Annotated in this window: 14 protein-coding genes; 13 read left to right on the top strand and 1 reads right to left on the bottom strand. The window is 72.1% G+C overall.

What is annotated here, in order from left to right; genetic code table 11:
• Positions 1 to 51: 51 nt before the first annotated feature.
• Both JD276_RS03840 and JD276_RS03835 read left to right on the top strand, forming a co-directional pair.
• Entirely contained in the window at positions 52 to 2,043 is a 1,992-nt protein-coding gene (locus JD276_RS03840; protein WP_200114073.1) for a vWA domain-containing protein, read from the top strand.
• 28 nt (positions 2,044 to 2,071) lie between these two features.
• Complete coding sequence (locus JD276_RS03835; protein WP_200114072.1) at positions 2,072 to 2,992, top strand: hypothetical protein; 921 nt, start codon at positions 2,072 to 2,074, stop codon at positions 2,990 to 2,992.
• Between the two features lie 30 nt (positions 2,993 to 3,022).
• Here the strand turns inward: JD276_RS03835 and JD276_RS03830 are convergent, their stop codons facing one another.
• Entirely contained in the window at positions 3,023 to 3,586 is a 564-nt protein-coding gene (locus tag JD276_RS03830) for a thioesterase family protein (protein ID WP_200114071.1), read from the bottom strand.
• Between the two features lie 145 nt (positions 3,587 to 3,731).
• On the opposite strand from JD276_RS03830, the gene efp reads away from it, so the two are divergent.
• The 11 genes from efp to gmk all read left to right on the top strand — a co-directional run bounded on the left by efp (position 3,732) and on the right by gmk (position 14,962).
• Complete coding sequence (gene efp / locus JD276_RS03825) at positions 3,732 to 4,295, top strand: elongation factor P (RefSeq protein ID WP_200114070.1); 564 nt, start codon at positions 3,732 to 3,734, stop codon at positions 4,293 to 4,295.
• A 14-nt stretch (positions 4,296 to 4,309) separates the two neighbouring features.
• The gene (gene nusB, locus JD276_RS03820; RefSeq protein WP_200114068.1) at positions 4,310 to 4,735 is read left to right on the top strand and encodes a transcription antitermination factor NusB; all 426 of its coding nucleotides are present in this window, start codon (positions 4,310 to 4,312) and stop codon (positions 4,733 to 4,735) included.
• Between the two features lie 142 nt (positions 4,736 to 4,877).
• Positions 4,878 to 5,084, top strand: coding sequence for a helix-turn-helix transcriptional regulator (locus JD276_RS03815; protein ID WP_233615302.1), 207 nt, complete (start codon positions 4,878 to 4,880; stop codon positions 5,082 to 5,084).
• Between the two features lie 76 nt (positions 5,085 to 5,160).
• Positions 5,161 to 5,688 carry a bifunctional pyr operon transcriptional regulator/uracil phosphoribosyltransferase PyrR gene (gene pyrR / locus JD276_RS03810; RefSeq protein ID WP_200114067.1) on the top strand — a complete coding sequence of 176 codons (528 nt, stop codon included), beginning with the start codon at positions 5,161 to 5,163 and terminating at the stop codon, positions 5,686 to 5,688.
• Positions 5,685 to 6,641 carry an aspartate carbamoyltransferase catalytic subunit gene (locus JD276_RS03805; RefSeq protein ID WP_200114066.1) on the top strand — a complete coding sequence of 319 codons (957 nt, stop codon included), beginning with the start codon at positions 5,685 to 5,687 and terminating at the stop codon, positions 6,639 to 6,641. The genes pyrR and JD276_RS03805 overlap by 4 nt, the downstream gene beginning before the upstream one ends.
• Positions 6,638 to 8,038 (top strand): dihydroorotase, encoded by a 1,401-nt coding sequence (locus JD276_RS03800; protein WP_200114065.1) that lies wholly within the window; start codon positions 6,638 to 6,640, stop codon positions 8,036 to 8,038. Before JD276_RS03805 ends, JD276_RS03800 begins: the two co-directional genes overlap by 4 nt.
• Positions 8,035 to 8,634 (top strand): PH-like domain-containing protein, encoded by a 600-nt coding sequence (locus tag JD276_RS03795; protein ID WP_200114064.1) that lies wholly within the window; start codon positions 8,035 to 8,037, stop codon positions 8,632 to 8,634. Before JD276_RS03800 ends, JD276_RS03795 begins: the two co-directional genes overlap by 4 nt.
• 17 nt (positions 8,635 to 8,651) lie before the next feature.
• Positions 8,652 to 9,839: a glutamine-hydrolyzing carbamoyl-phosphate synthase small subunit gene (gene carA / locus JD276_RS03790; protein WP_233615310.1), complete on the top strand. Its 1,188-nt coding sequence runs from the start codon at positions 8,652 to 8,654 to the stop codon at positions 9,837 to 9,839.
• A gap of 6 nt (positions 9,840 to 9,845) precedes the next feature.
• Positions 9,846 to 13,142 (top strand): carbamoyl-phosphate synthase large subunit, encoded by a 3,297-nt coding sequence (gene carB, locus JD276_RS03785; RefSeq protein WP_200114061.1) that lies wholly within the window; start codon positions 9,846 to 9,848, stop codon positions 13,140 to 13,142.
• Positions 13,139 to 13,993: an orotidine-5'-phosphate decarboxylase gene (pyrF, locus tag JD276_RS03780; protein WP_200114059.1), complete on the top strand. Its 855-nt coding sequence runs from the start codon at positions 13,139 to 13,141 to the stop codon at positions 13,991 to 13,993. The genes carB and pyrF overlap by 4 nt, the downstream gene beginning before the upstream one ends.
• 36 nt (positions 13,994 to 14,029) lie before the next feature.
• Positions 14,030 to 14,962, top strand: a complete 933-nt coding sequence (gene gmk, locus JD276_RS03775) for a guanylate kinase (RefSeq protein ID WP_233615301.1) — start codon at positions 14,030 to 14,032, stop codon at positions 14,960 to 14,962.
• The last annotated feature ends 45 nt before the right edge of the window (positions 14,963 to 15,007 follow it).

Below are 15,007 nucleotides of genomic sequence, written 5' to 3'. Positions count from 1 at the left end.
GGCCCGCAGGCGATCGTCGCGGGGCCGAGCGGCGGGGATAGGGTGTGAGGCATGGAACGCCACGGCACGGGTCACCACGGCACGGGCTACGACGGCACGGGCGACGGTACGGGTCACCGCAGCACGGCTCACCGCGGATCGGAGGATCGCCGCGCCGAGCGCCGCGGCTCGGATCCTGAGCTGCGCGCCCGTCTCACGGCGGCGGGGAGTCTGCTCGGGGTGCGGATCGCGGTCACGGACGACGCCGAGTGGGCCGCGGACGAGACGGGCGTCCGCGTCGGCCTGGGATTCTACGCCGCCCAGGGGCATGGGCCGGACGAGGCGATCGCGCTCGCGCTCCTCGATCTGTGGACGTCCGTGCGCGATCCGAGGGCGGCGCCGCTGCGCCGGCGCCGCCGCATCGCGCTCGCGGCGCGGCGCCCCGAGCTCGAACCGCTGCTCGCCGCCGTCGACCGCCTCCAGGCCGCGGGGGAGCTGCTCGCGACGATGCCCGCGATCCGCGGGCATCTGGCGCTGGCTGCGGTGAGACGCGTGCCCGCCGAGCTCCGCCAGTGGCCCCGCCACCTGCAGTGGATCGGCGCGCTGCTGCGCCGGAGCCTGTCGCCGGGGGCGGAGATCCTGAGCGACGACGCGGTGACGGCCGAGCTGCGCCGCCTCGACGAACTCGGCGGAGACTCCGCCGACGCGCTGAGGCGTGTCACCGCGCCCGACCCGGCCCGCACCCCGCTCCACCGTCTCGAGCGGGCGCTCGCGCTGCTGATGCCGCCGTACCTGCGACTCCTCGCCCTCGACGCCGCCGAGCGCGGCATCGCCGAGGGCGGGGCTGATGCCCCGGAGGCGGACGGAGCCGATCCCGGATCAGAGCTGAGCGCCGACCTCGCCGGAGGCGGCGCAGGGGACGAGAGCGCCGCAGAGGGCGAGGGGGAGGCGGGCCCCGAAGCCGAGAGCGCCCCGCCGGATCCCGACGCGCAGAGCGCCCGCGCCGGCGATCGGCGCGATACCTCCGAAGGGGCCGACCTCTTCGCGGCCGAGCAGGCGGGCTTCGTCAGCGCCGTGCTTCCGACGCCCCTCCCGGCGCAGAGTCTCGTCGACGCGCTCCCCGACCTCCCGGTCGAGAGCGGCGGCTCCGCGGACCTCCGACCCGGAGAGTTCTCGGGGCCGGGCACCGGTGCGGCCTCGGTCGCGATGAGCGCCTACCGGGACCGCGTGTCCCGGCACGCACCCGACATCGAGCGCATGCGGGAGGTGTGGCAGCGCATCATCGCGGAGCGGGTCGCGCCGCGTCCCGTGCTCGCGAGGCGCCCAGAGCCCGAGGGGGAGACCCTCGACACGGAGACGCTCGCCTCCACCGTCGCGCAGGTGGTCTCCGGAGTGCGGAGACCGGACGCCTTCCGTCGGCGTGCGGCACGGCTGAGGCGAACGCGGAGAGCCGGCAGCACCGACTACGTGCTGCTGGTGGATCGCTCCGCGTCGATGCAGGGGCTGCCCGCAGAGGCCGCCGCAGACGCCGCCCTCGTGATGCTCGAGGCGCTCGCCGGCGTGGAGCGCGACATCGCGGAGGCCGAGCTCGCGTCGGGCGTCGAGCTGGATCTCGAGATCCGGACCGCGCTCATCGTCTTCGACGCCTCGGCCGTCGTCGTGAAGCCCCTCGCCGGAGCGCTCGACGACGCCTCGCGCCGGGCCCTCCACGCGGAGGTCAGAAGCCCTCGGGGATCCACGAACGACGGCGCCGCCCTCCGCGCGGCCGCCGAGCAGCTGGGTGTGGTCGCGGGGCCGGGCTCGGACCCGCTCGCGGCTCCCGCAAGGGACGGGGTCGAACGACGCAGAATCGTCGTGCTCGTCAGCGACGGCGGCTCGAACGACCCGGTCGCGACGGCGGCGGAGCTGAGGAGGCTGCGGGCGGCGGGCGTCACGGTGTTCGGGATCGGCGTCGGCGGCGACGAGGTGGTGCACCGCTTCGCCCCGGGCAGCACGCGCGTCGACGACCCGCGGCGCCTGCCGGAGGTGCTGGGCGAGCTGATCGAGCGAGAGCTGCCGGTGTGACAGGATCGACGGGAGTGAGGGGGTCGAGATGACCGATGAGCGATCGCGGACCGCAGCCGGGGAGGGCGGCGTCGACCTCGACCTCGCACGAGCGCTCTTCCCCGAGCTGGCCGCGCGCGTCGACGCCGCGTACGGGCGCAACCGGACCGGGAGGCGCGAGGGAGGGGACGGCGTCGACGGCCGCGAGGACTCCCTCGACGCCTGGCTCGATCGCGAGGCTGCGGGCCTGCGGCGCAGTGGCACGGCCGGGGCGGCGTTCGGCGAGATCGCAGACGACGCGGCGCGATCCCGCTTCGAACGGGCCTTCGCCGCGGCACGGAAGACCGTCGCGCGGGCCGGCCTGCGGCTGCCCGAGCCGGAGCTGTTCGCCGACGCCGGCGTCGACCTCGCCGCGCTCGGCGCCTCGGCGGCGGGCGACGCCGCGCTCGTCCCCGTCCCCGCGCCGCACGGGCTCGGGGCCGAGGGGTGGCTCTCGCTGTTCGACCGGGCGACCGGCGGGGAGGCGGGGCGCGATCCGGTCGCGCTGCTGCTCGCCACCGAGGTACTGAGGGGGTTCCCGGTGCTCGACGAAGTGCACGATGCCGGGGTGCCCCGGGTGCGAGCCGCGGGAGCGGGCGGCGCCGCCCCTGGGCGAGCGACTCCGGGGGAGGAGGTCGTGTGGACGCTGCGCCTCGTACCCGCGGGCGACGCCCCGCCGGTGGCCGGGCTCGGCTTCGCGCACGGCCCGCACGTCTCCCTCCCCGAGATGCTCATGCTGCAGCTGATGCGCCTGGAGGCGGGCGAGGATCCCGTCGACGCGCACACCTTCACCTGGCTTGCCGGCGTGCTCGCCGAGGGCCGGCTCGCGGCACGCCACGTGTACGACGCGGGCGAGAGGGCCGTGCGGATCAGCGTGCGCGAGACCGGGAACCAGGGGCCGCACCTCGGCGCCCGCCCGCCGGTCGGCTGAGAACGCGGCGGTCGCGACCCCCTCCGAGGGCTACCAGGTGCTCGTCGCCTCCCCGCGGGTCGAGGGCAGTCGCGAGGACCGGCCCCACGCCAGCACCTCCTCCGGCACGCGCAGGCGGTCGGGGTCGGCGCCCGTGCGCTCCAGGATCTCCGCGACGGGCACGACGCCGCCGGAGCGCCGGAGGATCCTCGCCCGCACCACCGCCCGGGCGTGGATCTCGGGGCGGCGACGAGCGTCCGGGCGGACGAAGCGCTGCTCCAGATAGACGGCCTGCTCGTCGAAGCCGAGCAGCTTGGACTCGATCCAGAACCGCTGCCAGGGGTTCAGCGACTTCCGATACGAGATGGTCTGCCCGACGACGACGGGGTACCACTTCTCGCGCTCGAGCACCGCCAGGAGCCCGTTGCGCTGGATCAGGTCGAAACGCGCGATGTCCATGATGGAGAGGTACTTCCCGTTGTTCATGTGCCTCAGGACGTCGAGGTCGGTGGGCCAGACGCGGAACCGGGATCGCGATACGTCCTCCAGCCCGAGCCTCGGGCCGCGGCGGCCGACGAACCACAGGTGCCAGAGCGTGCGGAAGATCATGTGCATGCTGGGCAGCCTAGGGGGAGCAGCGTGGGAGAGCCGATCCTTTGTCGGAGGCCTGCAAAATGGGCTGAGCCTCCGCCGCGGGGTGCATGTAAGATGATGGGGCGCAATTTCGCGCCCGAACCGCATAGAACCGGAGAACAGCTGCATGGCAACCTCGAACGACATCAAGAACGGCACCGTCATCAAGGAGAACGGTCAGCTCTGGAGCGTGGTCGAGTTCCAGCACGTCAAGCCGGGCAAGGGCGGTGCGTTCGTGCGCACCAAGCAGAAGAACGTGGTCTCGGGCAAGATCATCGACAAGACCTACAACGCGGGCGCCAAGATCGAGACCGCGCTCGTCGACCGCCGCGACTACCAGTACCTGTACCAGGATGGCGCCGACTTCGTCTTCATGGACCAGTCCGACTACGACCAGCTGACCGTGTCGGGCACCGTCGTTGGGGACGCATCGAAGTTCATGCTCGAGAACCAGCAGGTGCAGATCGCGCTGCACGAGGGCGAGCCGCTCTACGTCGAGATGCCCGCCTCCGTGGTGCTCGAGATCACCTACACCGAGCCCGGCCTGCAGGGCGATCGCTCGACGGGCGGCACCAAGCCCGCGACCGTCGAGACCGGCGCCGAGATCCAGGTGCCCCTCTTCCTCGAGACCGGCACGAAGGTCAAGGTCGACACCCGCACGGGCGACTACCTCGGCCGCGTCAACGACTAGCCGGCGCTTCCTCGATGAGTGCACGCACCAAGGCCCGCAAGCGGGCGCTTGACATGCTCTACCAGGCCGACGTCCGCGACGAGCGTCTCTCCGCGATCGTGAACGCCGAGGCCGACCGGGCCTCCGGAGAACCCGACCGCATGGCCTCCTGGCTGTACGCCCGCGAGATCGTCGACGGGGTGCAGGATCACCGGGAGGAGATCGACGAGCTCATCGCGAGCTACGCCCAGGGGTGGACGCTCGAGCGGATGCCCAACATCGACCGGGCGCTGCTGCGCCTCGCGACGTGGGAGATCCTGCACAACGACGAGGTTCCCGCCGCCGTCGCGATCGACGAGGCGGTGGAGCTCGCGAAGGAGTACTCGACCGACGACTCCGGCCGCTTCGTGAACGGGGTGCTGGGACGCATCGCCGAGTACGCCGGCGCGGCACGGCAGTAGCGGCGGCTCCGCGCCTCTCGCGAGGTGGAAGGCCGCGATGCGAGAGTTCGCGAAGTCCCTCGAAAGGCGGAGAACGCAGGCGATCCCCGGGAACCGCCTGCGTTCTCCGCCTTTCGGCATGTGCAAGTGGTGATCGGGCGGGATGAAAGTGGTGATCGGGCGGGCCAGGGTCCGAGCCGGTCTCACGATCGAGCAGCTTTCGGAGCGCTCCGGTGTGAGCCGGCAAACGATCCTGAACCTGGGCTCCGGCAAGTACCACGGCGATCTGAAGACCTGGTTGAAGCTGTCTCGAGCGCTCGGTGTCGGCCTGGACGAGCTGCTCGCGCCAGTGTGGGAGCCGAGGGAGTAGTTCCATGCGCTAGACTGGAAGGGTTGCAGCTTTTCTTTAATGACCGTCCCGTGAGGCGGAGAAGGGGGGCGAAGCGTTGAATGCGCGGACGGTGCTCGAGAGCGCCGAGATCTCGCGGGCGCTCACCCGCATCTCGCACGAGATCATCGAGTCGAACAAGGGCGTCGACGGACTGGTGATCGTGGGCATCCCCACCCGCGGCGTAGCGCTCGCCAGGCGGATCGCCGAGAACATCTCCCGCATCGAGGGGGCCGAGGTTCCCGTGGGCAGCCTCGACGTCACGATGTACCGGGACGATCTCGCGAAGAACCCGACCCGCGCCCCGCAGCCGACCGAGATGCCGGTGGGCGGCATCGACGGCGCGACGGTGGTGCTCGTCGACGACGTGCTCTACTCGGGGCGCACGGTGCGCGCCGCGCTCGACGCGCTGAACGATCACGGCCGTCCGCGGGCGGTCAGGCTCGCGGCGCTCATCGATCGCGGCCATCGCGAGCTGCCGATCCGCGCCGACTACATCGGCAAGAACCTGCCGAGCGCGCAGAGCGAGCGCATCTCCGTGCTGATGGAGGAGCTCGACGGGGAGGACGCGGTGACGATCTCGTGAGGCACCTGCTCGACACCCGCACGCTCTCGCGCGAAGACGCGATCCTGATCCTCGACACCGCGGAGGACATGGCCGCGACTCAGCAGCGCGAGGTGAAGAAGCTGCCGACGCTGCGCGGCAAGACCGTGGTCAACCTCTTCTACGAGGATTCGACCCGCACCCGCATTTCCTTCGAGGCCGCCGCCAAGCGGCTCTCGGCCGACGTCATCAACTTCAGCGCGAAGGGCTCCTCGGTCTCCAAGGGCGAGTCGCTGAAGGACACCGCGCAGACGCTCCAGGCGATCGGCGCAGACGGCGTCGTGATCCGGCATCCGGCATCGGGTGCGCCCGAGCGCCTGGCCCGCAGCGGCTGGATCGACGCCGGCGTGCTGAACGCGGGCGACGGCACTCACGAGCACCCGACGCAGGCGCTGCTCGACGCGTTCACGATGCGCCGCCGCCTCTTCGGCGAGGCGAGCCGCGGTCGAGACCTCGACGGCGTCTCGGTCGTCATCGTCGGCGACATCGCCCACTCCCGCGTCGCCCGCTCGAACCTGTGGCTGCTGAACGCGCTCGGCGCGCACGTCGCCTTCGTGGCGCCCGAGACGCTGCTGCCCTACGGCACCCGCGAGTGGCCGGTGAGGATCCACCACTCCCTCGACGCCGCGATCCGCGAGGAGCGGCCGGACGTTGTGATGATGCTGCGCATCCAGAGCGAGCGCATGCACGCCGCCTTCTTCCCCAACGAGCGCGAGTACGCCCGCAACTGGGGGCTCGACGACCACCGGCTCGCAGTGCTGCCCGAGCGGGCGATCATCATGCACCCCGGCCCCATGAACCGGGGGCTCGAAATCTCCTCGGGGGCGGCCGACTCGGAGCGCGCCACCGTGCTCGAGCAGGTGGCCAACGGCGTCTCCGTGCGCATGGCCGCCCTCTACCTTCTTCTTTCCGGCGACCGAACGGAGCACGCATGATCACCACGTCCCTGCCCGGCATCCTGATCCTCGGCGCGCGCCTGGCCGCCGACCTCACCGAGCGCGGCGGAGACGTCGCGAGCGCACCCCAGGTCGACCTGCGCATCGCCGACGGCACGATCGTCGAGCGCGCGGCGCGAGCCGAGGGCGGGCTGGAGCCGCGCGAGGGCGAGCGGATCGTGGAAGCCGATGGGCTCATCGCGCTGACCGGGCTCGTCGACCTGCACACCCATCTGCGCGAGCCGGGCTTCGAGCAGTCCGAGACGGTGCTCACCGGCACCCGTGCGGCGGCCGCGGGCGGCTTCACCACCGTCTTCCCGATGGCGAACACGATGCCCGTCTCCGACACCGCCGGCGTGGTGGAGCAGGTGCAGGCCCTCGGCGACGCTGCGGGCTACGCGACCGTGCGCCCCATCGGGGCCGTGACCGAGGATCTCGGCGGGGAGCGGCTCAGCGAGATCGGGGCGATGGCCCAGTCCCGCGCCCGGGTGCGCGTGTTCTCCGACGACGGCAAGTGCGTGCACGACCCGCTGCTGATGCGCCGCGCGCTCGAGTACGTGAAGACCTTCGACGGCGTCGTCGCGCAGCACGCGCAGGATCCTCGGCTCACCGAGGGCGCCCAGATGAACGAGGGCGCCCTGTCGAGCGAGCTCGGCCTCAAGGGCTGGCCGGCCGTCGCCGAGGAGTCCATCATCGCCCGCGACGTGCTGCTCGCCGAGCACATCGGCGCCCGCCTGCACATCTGCCACCTCTCGACCGAGGGCTCGGTCGAGGTCGTGCGCTGGGCGAAGGCCCGCGGCGTGCAGGTCACCGCCGAGGTCACCCCGCACCACCTGATCCTCACCGAGGAGCTCGCCCGCAGCTACGACGCCCGCTACAAGGTGAACCCGCCGCTGCGCCGCGACAGCGACGTGCGCGCCCTGCGCCGCGCGGTCGCCGAGGGCGTCATCGACATCATCGCGACCGACCACGCGCCGCACCCGGTGGAGGCGAAGGAGTGCGAGTGGGACGCCGCGGCCTTCGGCATGGTCGGGCTCGAGTCGGCGCTGCCGATCGCCCAGCTCACGCTGATCGACGAGGGCCACGCGAGCTGGGCCGAGCTCGAGCGGCTGCTCTCGCGGAAGCCCGCGGAGATCGGCAGGCTCGAGGGGCATCCGACGGCGCTCGAGGCGGGGCAGCCGGCCGACGTCGTGCTGGTCGACCCCAGCGGTTCGAGCGTCTTCGACGTCGCCCGCCTGCACGGCAAGAGCGTGAACTCGCCCTTCCTCGGCATGGAGCTGCCCGGCAGGGTGCACACGACGATCCGGCGCGGGTACCACACCCTCGACGACGGTGCGCTCGTCGATCCCGAGACGGTGGCCGGCAACGCGTCCGCCGCCCTGGCGGAAGCCCGATGAGCAAGTACGCGCTCGCGCTGATCTTCGGCGCGCTCGTCATCCCGCTCTTCGCGGCGATGTGGTTCGCGTGGCGGGCCCGGGCGCGCCGCGACGCCGGCGTCGGCACGGCCGGCGAGGCGCCCCGCGGCGAGCTGCTCGCCGAGTTCCCCCGCGTCGGCTACGTCTCGACGACGCCGGTGGGCGAGCCCCTCGTGCGCGTCGCCGTGCGCGGCCTGCGCTATCGCGGGCCGGCCAGCCTCTCGGTGCGCCGCGATGGAGTGAGCATCGCCGTGGCCGGCGAGGAGCCGGTGCATCTCGGCCGTGGCCAGCTGCGGGGCGCGGGATCGGCGCGCGCCCGCGTCGGCAAGGCCGTCGAGCGCGACGGGCTGGCGCTGCTGCGCTGGGAGTCCCTCGCACCGGCGGGACCCGGCACGGCGGCCTCCCGGGGCGCAGCCGCCGGATCCGAGCCCCGATCCCTCGAGTCGAGCTTCCGCTTCGCGGATCCGGCGGAGCACCGCGCCTTCGAGGAGGCGATCGCCGAGATCGTCCCGGGCGACGGCGCGGCCGCCGCCGACCGCACACAGACGAACGAACACACCACCCAGGAGGATGCGTGACCACGAAGACAGCCCAGTTGGCATCGACGGTGCCCCCGGCGCAGGCCCGCCCCACGGGCGCCGCCGTACTCGTACTCGAGGACGGCACCCGCTACGAGGGCCGCGCCTACGGCGCCACGGGCCAGACCCTCGGCGAGGTCGTGTTCGCCACGGGGATGACCGGATACCAGGAGACCCTCACCGACCCCTCCTACGCCGGTCAGATCGTGCTCATGACCGCTCCGCACATCGGCAACACGGGCGCGAACGACGCCGACATGGAGTCCCGCAAGATCTGGGTCGCGGGCTTCGTCGTGCGCGACCCCGCGCGCCGCATCTCGAACTTCCGCGCCGAGCGCTCGCTCGACGAGGACCTCGTGGCCGACGGAGTGGTGGGCATCTCGGGCATCGACACCCGGGCCGTCACCCGTCACATCCGCTCGGCCGGCGCGATGCGCGCCGGCGTCTTCTCGGGCGAGGCGCTGAGCCTCTCCGACGAGGAGCAGCTGCGCCTCGTCGCGGAGCAGGCGTCGATGGCGGGCAAGAACCTCTCCGCGGAGGTGACGACCGAGGAGCGCTACGACGTGCCGGCGGCCGAGGGCGTGGAGCGCATCGGGTCGATCGCCGTGCTCGACCTCGGCGTCAAGCGGGCGACGATCACGTACCTGTCGGAGCACGGCTTCGACGTGATCGTGCTCCCCGCGACGACCACGCTCGCCGAGGTGCGCGAGATCGCCCCCGACGCGCTCTTCTACTCGAACGGGCCGGGGGATCCCGCGGCGAGCGACCTGCAGGTCGAGCTGCTGCGCGAGCTGCTGCGCGACGGGCTGCCCTACTTCGGCATCTGCTTCGGCAACCAGCTGCTCGGCCGAGCGCTCGGCTTCGGCACCTACAAGCTGCCCTTCGGCCACCGCGGCATCAACCAGCCCGTGCTCGACAAGCGCACCGGCCGCGTCGAGATCACCTCCCAGAACCACGGCTTCGCCGTCGACGCCCCCATCGAGGGCGAGCTCGACTCGCCCGCGGGCCTCGGTCGCGTGCAGGTGAGCCACTACAGCCTCAATGACCAGGTCGTCGAGGGGCTCGAGTGCCTCGACATCCCCGCGTTCTCGGTGCAGTACCACCCGGAGGCGGCGGCGGGCCCGCACGACGCCTTCTATCTCTTCGATCGTTTCCGCGCGCTGGTCAAGGACCGCGCGCACTCCACCCCCGGTTCGGAGGCCTAGACCACAATGCCCAAGCGCTCAGACATCAACTCCGTCCTCGTCATCGGCTCCGGCCCGATCGTCATCGGCCAGGCTTGCGAGTTCGACTACTCGGGCACGCAGGCGTGCCGCGTGCTCCGCGAGGAGGGGGTCCGCGTCATCCTGGTGAACTCGAACCCGGCGACCATCATGACCGACCCCGACTTCGCCGACGCGACCTACGTCGAGCCGATCACCCCCGAGGTGATCGAGTCGATCATCGTCAAGGAGCGGCCCGACGCGATCCTGCCCACCCTCGGCGGCCAGACCGCGCTCAACGCCGCCATCGCCCTGCACGAGCAGGGGATCCTCGAGAAGCACGACGTCGAGCTCATCGGCGCCAAGGTCGAGGCGATCCAGCGCGGCGAGGACCGCCAGCTGTTCAAGGACCTCGTGATCGCGGCGGGCGCCGACGTGGCCCGGTCGCATATCGCCCACACGCTCGAGGAGGCGAAGGAGTTCGCGAAGGACCTCGGCTACCCGCTCGTGGTGCGCCCCTCCTTCACGATGGGCGGCCTCGGCTCCGGCTTCGCCTACACCGAGGAGGACCTCGTGCGCATCGCGGGCGACGGTCTGCACTACAGCCCGACGAGCGAGGTGCTGCTCGAGGAGTCGATCCTCGGCTGGAAGGAGTACGAGCTCGAGCTCATGCGCGACACGGCCGACAACACGGTCGTGGTCTGCTCGATCGAGAACGTCGACGCCGTCGGCGTGCACACGGGCGACTCGATCACCGTCGCGCCCGCGCTGACACTGACCGACCGCGAGTTCCAGAAGCTGCGCGACATCGGCATCGACATCATCCGGCGCGTGGGCGTGGACACCGGCGGCTGCAACATCCAGTACGCGATCGACCCGGTCTCGGGCCGCATCATCGTCATCGAGATGAACCCGCGCGTGTCGCGCTCCTCCGCGCTCGCGTCGAAGGCGACCGGCTTCCCGATCGCGAAGATCGCGGCGAAGCTCGCCCTCGGCTACCGCCTCGACGAGATCCCGAACGACATCACGCAGAAGACCCCCGCGAGCTTCGAGCCGACCATCGACTACGTCGTGGTCAAGACGCCGCGCTTCGCGTTCGAGAAGTTCCCGGCCGCCGACGACACCCTCACGACCACCATGAAGTCGGTGGGCGAGGCGATGGCGATCGGCCGCAACTTCACGACGGCGCTGCAGAAGTCGCTGCGCTCGCTCGAGAAGCGCGGCAGCTCCTTCCACTGGGGACCGCAGGATCGCCCCCTCGAGTCGCTGCTCGAGACGATCGGGCGGCCCACCGACGGCCGCATCGTCGACGTCCAGCAGGCGCTGCGCCTCGGCGCGTCGATCGAGCAGGTCTACGCGGCGACCGCGATCGACCCCTGGTTCCTCGACCAGATCGCGCTCATCAACGAGGTCGCCGAGCGCGTCGCCTCCGCTCCTCAGCTCTCGCTCGACGTGCTGCGCGAGGCGAAGGACCATGGATTCTCCGACGCGCAGATCGCCGCGATCCGCGGCATCTCCGAGTCCGAGGTGCGCGGCCTGCGGCACGGGCTCGGCCTCCGCCCCGTGTTCAAGACGGTGGACACCTGCGCGGGGGAGTTCCCGGCGCTCACGCCCTACCACTACTCCTCGTACGACCTCGAGACCGAGGTGCAGCCCTCCGACCGCAAGAAGGTCGTGATCCTCGGCTCCGGGCCCAACCGCATCGGTCAGGGCGTCGAGTTCGACTACTCCTGCGTGCACGCCTCGTTCGCGCTGGCCGACGCCGGGTACGAGACGATCATGATCAACTGCAACCCCGAGACCGTGTCGACCGACTACGACACCTCGGACCGCCTCTACTTCGAGCCGCTCACGCTCGAGGACGTGCTCGAGGTCATCCACGCCGAGCAGGCCTCGGGCGAGCTCGTCGGCGTCGTCGTCCAGCTCGGCGGGCAGACCGCGCTCGGTCTCGCGCAGCCGCTCAAGGACGCCGGCGTGCCGATCCTCGGCACGAGCCCCGAGGCGATCGACCTGGCCGAGGAGCGCGGCGCCTTCGCCGGAATCCTCGAGCGCGCGGGCCTCATGGCGCCCCGCAACGGCACGGCGATCGACGAGGAGGGCGCGATCCGCGTGGCCGAGGAGATCGGGTACCCGGTGCTCGTGCGTCCCTCGTTCGTGCTCGGCGGCCGCGGCATGGAGATCGTCTACGACACCCCCTCGCTGCGCGGCTACTTCGAGCGCATCGAGGGCCACGCCCTCGTCGGCCCCGGCCACCCGCTGCTCGTGGACCGGTTCCTCGACGACGCCATCGAGATCGACGTCGACGCGCTCTACGACGGCGAGCAGCTCTACGTCGGCGGCGTCATGGAGCACATCGAGGAGGCGGGCGTGCACTCGGGCGACTCGAGCTGCACCCTGCCGCCCGTGACGCTCGGCCACGACCAGATCGCCGCGGTGCGCGAGGCGACGCAGGGCATCGCCGAGGGCATCGGCGTGCGCGGCCTGCTCAACGTGCAGTTCGCGATCGGGCAGGGCGTGCTCTACGTGCTCGAGGCGAACCCGCGCGCGTCGCGCACGGTCCCGTTCGTGTCGAAGGCGCTCGGGATCCCGCTCGCGAAGGCGGCCTCCCGCGTCATGGCGGGCGAGACGATCCAGCAGCTCGTCGACGGGGGCTTCCTGCCCGAGCGAGACGGCTCGCGCGCCCCGATCGACGCGCCTATCGCGGTGAAGGAGGCGGTGCTCCCGTTCAAGCGCTTCCGCACCCACGAGGGACTCGTCGTGGACTCGCTGCTCGGCCCCGAGATGCGCTCCACGGGCGAGGTCATGGGCATGGACCGCGACTTCCCGCGGGCCTTCGCCAAGAGCCAGTCGGCCGCGGGCAGCACCCTGCCCTCCTCGGGCACGGTGTTCCTGTCGGTCGCGGACCGCGACAAGCGCTCGATCGTGCTGCCCGCGCTGCGTCTCCAGGAGCTCGGCTACCGTCTCGTCGCGACCCAAGGCACCCAGGTGGTGCTCGCGCGCAACGGGATCCGGACCGAGACCGTGCGCAAGCACTCGCTACAGGCGGAAGGCGAGACGGTGGTGGATCTCATCAACCGCGGCGAGATCGACATGATCGTGAACACGCCCTCGGGCAGCTCGGCCCGCGCCGACGGGTACGAGATCCGCGCGGCGGCCGTCGCGGCCGACAAGCCGATCTTCACGACGGTCTCCGAGCTGTCGGCGGCCGTCGGCGCGCTCTCGGCGCAGGTCGAGACCTTCGACGTGAAGTCGCTGCAGGAGTACCAGGCGGATCGCGAGGTCGCCAGGGAGGCAGCGACTCGATGAGCGCCGCAACCTTCGGGGACCGTCTCGCCGCGGAGTTCGCGGCGGGGCGCCACCTCTGCGCCGGAATCGACCCGCACGCGCCGCTGCTCTCGGACTGGGGCCTCTCGGACGACGCCGCCGGCGCCGAGCGGATGGGGCGCGACGTCGTCGCCGCGGCCGCGGGCGTCGCGGCCTGCGTGAAGCCGCAGGTCGCGTTCTTCGAGCGCTTCGGCGCGGCCGGGTACGCGGCGCTCGAGCGGGTGCTCGCCGACGCGCGCGAGGCGGGGCTGCTCGTGATCGCCGACGTGAAGCGCGGCGACATCGGCTCGAGCTTCGCCGCGTACGCGGACGCCTGGCTCTCGCCCGGTTCGCCCCTCGAGGCCGACGCGATGACGGTCGCGGCGTATCAGGGCTTCGGCACGCTCGAGGGCGCCTTCGCGCACGTCCGCGCCCACGGCAAGGGCCTCTTCGTGCTCGCGGCGACCTCGAACCCCGAGGCCCGACCCGTGCAGACCGCCGTCCGGGCCGACGGTGCGAGCGTCGCGGCCGCCATGGTCGCCGACGCCGAGGCGTGGAACGCCGACGCGCAGCCCGAGTCGGCCGTGGGATCCGTCGGGGTGGTGCTGGGCGCCACGCTCGACCTCGCCGACTTCGGCATCGACACGGGGGAGCGGCAGCCCGGCCCGGCGCTGCCGGTGCTGGCGCCCGGTTTCGGGCACCAGGGCGCCCGCGTGGAGGACGCGGACGCCGTGTTCGGGAGGCTGGGCCGGGCGCTGCTCGCGAACGAGTCGCGGAGCGTGCTCGCGGGCGGATCCGAGGGGCTCGCGGACCGCATCCGCGACCGGGCCTCGGCCATCGCCGAGGCGCTGTAGCCGATGTCAACAGGTGCGCCTGTGAGGAGGGAAGCAATGAGCGAGGAGACCCGGAAGACGCAGCAGCGGGCGACGCAGGGAGCCCCGATGCCCGAGGTGGATCGCGCCGCGGCCAACCGCGCGGCGATCGCGGCGCGACGAGCGCGGGCGGACTTGAAGCACCGCCTGCGCAGCGGCGAGACCTCCCCGCTGAAGGTGCTGGAGCAGGCTCAGACGCCCGGCACCCCGGCGGCGTCGCTGCGCATCACCGACTTCCTGCTCTCCTTCCCCTCCATCGGCCAGGTCAAGAGCGAACGGCTGCTCGAGGAGCTCGCGATCTCGGACCGGAAGCGCCTCGGCGGCCTCGGGCGCCAGCAGCGCACGCGCCTCGAGGGGTTCGTGCGGCGGCGTCTCGGCACCGACGCGGCCGGCGACCGGCCCCCGTTGACCGTGCTCGCCGGACCGACCGCGGTGGGCAAGGGGACGGTGGCGGCCTACATCCGGGAGCACTTCCCCGAGGTGAAGCTCTCCGTCTCCGCGACCACGCGACGGCCGAGGCCCGGGGAGATCGACGGCGTCCACTACTTCTTCGTGGACGACGAGCGCTTCGACCGCATGCTCGCCGCCGACGAGCTGCTGGAGTGGGCCACGGTGCACAACAAGTACCGCTACGGCACCCCGCGCGGCCCCGTCGTCCAGGCCGCCGAGCGGGGCGAACTCGTGTTGCTCGAGATCGATCTGCAGGGCGCGCGCCAGGTACGGGCCAGCATGCCCGCCGCACGGCTCGTCTTCCTCGCGCCCCCCAGCTGGGACGAACTGGTGAACCGCCTCGTCGGTCGGGGCACCGAGGACGCCGAGGAGCGCGACCGCCGGCTGGAGACCGCGAAGGTCGAACTCGCCGCCGCGGAGGAGTTCGACGAGGTGATCATCAACGACGAGGTGCCGCGCGCCGCCGCGCGCCTCGTCGAACTGATGCGCGGGGAGCGGTGACGTAGTACCTCGGTACCGATCATCGGCGAGACCCGCATGGCCGGC

It is taken from the genome of Leucobacter chromiisoli, assembly GCF_016522505.1.
GTDB classification, from domain to species: Bacteria; Actinomycetota; Actinomycetes; order Actinomycetales; family Microbacteriaceae; genus Leucobacter; species Leucobacter chromiisoli.
Note: the sequence above shows the minus strand (reverse complement) of the source record. Positions and strands in the feature narration are given on the sequence as shown.

What these genes read in the sequence shown, in the direction of transcription:
- gmk (WP_233615301.1), top strand. Translation starts at nt 14,030, where the DNA reads ATGAGCGAGGAGACCCGGAAGACGCAGCAGCGGGCGACGCAGGGAGCC.
- carB (WP_200114061.1), top strand. Translation starts at nt 9,846, where the DNA reads ATGCCCAAGCGCTCAGACATCAACTCCGTCCTCGTCATCGGCTCCGGC.
- JD276_RS03815 (WP_233615302.1), top strand. Translation starts at nt 4,878, where the DNA reads ATGAAAGTGGTGATCGGGCGGGCCAGGGTCCGAGCCGGTCTCACGATC.
- nusB (WP_200114068.1), top strand. Translation starts at nt 4,310, where the DNA reads ATGAGTGCACGCACCAAGGCCCGCAAGCGGGCGCTTGACATGCTCTAC.
- JD276_RS03795 (WP_200114064.1), top strand. Translation starts at nt 8,035, where the DNA reads ATGAGCAAGTACGCGCTCGCGCTGATCTTCGGCGCGCTCGTCATCCCG.
- JD276_RS03835 (WP_200114072.1), top strand. Translation starts at nt 2,072, where the DNA reads ATGACCGATGAGCGATCGCGGACCGCAGCCGGGGAGGGCGGCGTCGAC.
- JD276_RS03840 (WP_200114073.1), top strand. Translation starts at nt 52, where the DNA reads ATGGAACGCCACGGCACGGGTCACCACGGCACGGGCTACGACGGCACG.
- JD276_RS03830 (WP_200114071.1), bottom strand. Translation starts at nt 3,586, where the DNA reads ATGCACATGATCTTCCGCACGCTCTGGCACCTGTGGTTCGTCGGCCGC.
- JD276_RS03800 (WP_200114065.1), top strand. Translation starts at nt 6,638, where the DNA reads ATGATCACCACGTCCCTGCCCGGCATCCTGATCCTCGGCGCGCGCCTG.
- pyrF (WP_200114059.1), top strand. Translation starts at nt 13,139, where the DNA reads ATGAGCGCCGCAACCTTCGGGGACCGTCTCGCCGCGGAGTTCGCGGCG.
- efp (WP_200114070.1), top strand. Translation starts at nt 3,732, where the DNA reads ATGGCAACCTCGAACGACATCAAGAACGGCACCGTCATCAAGGAGAAC.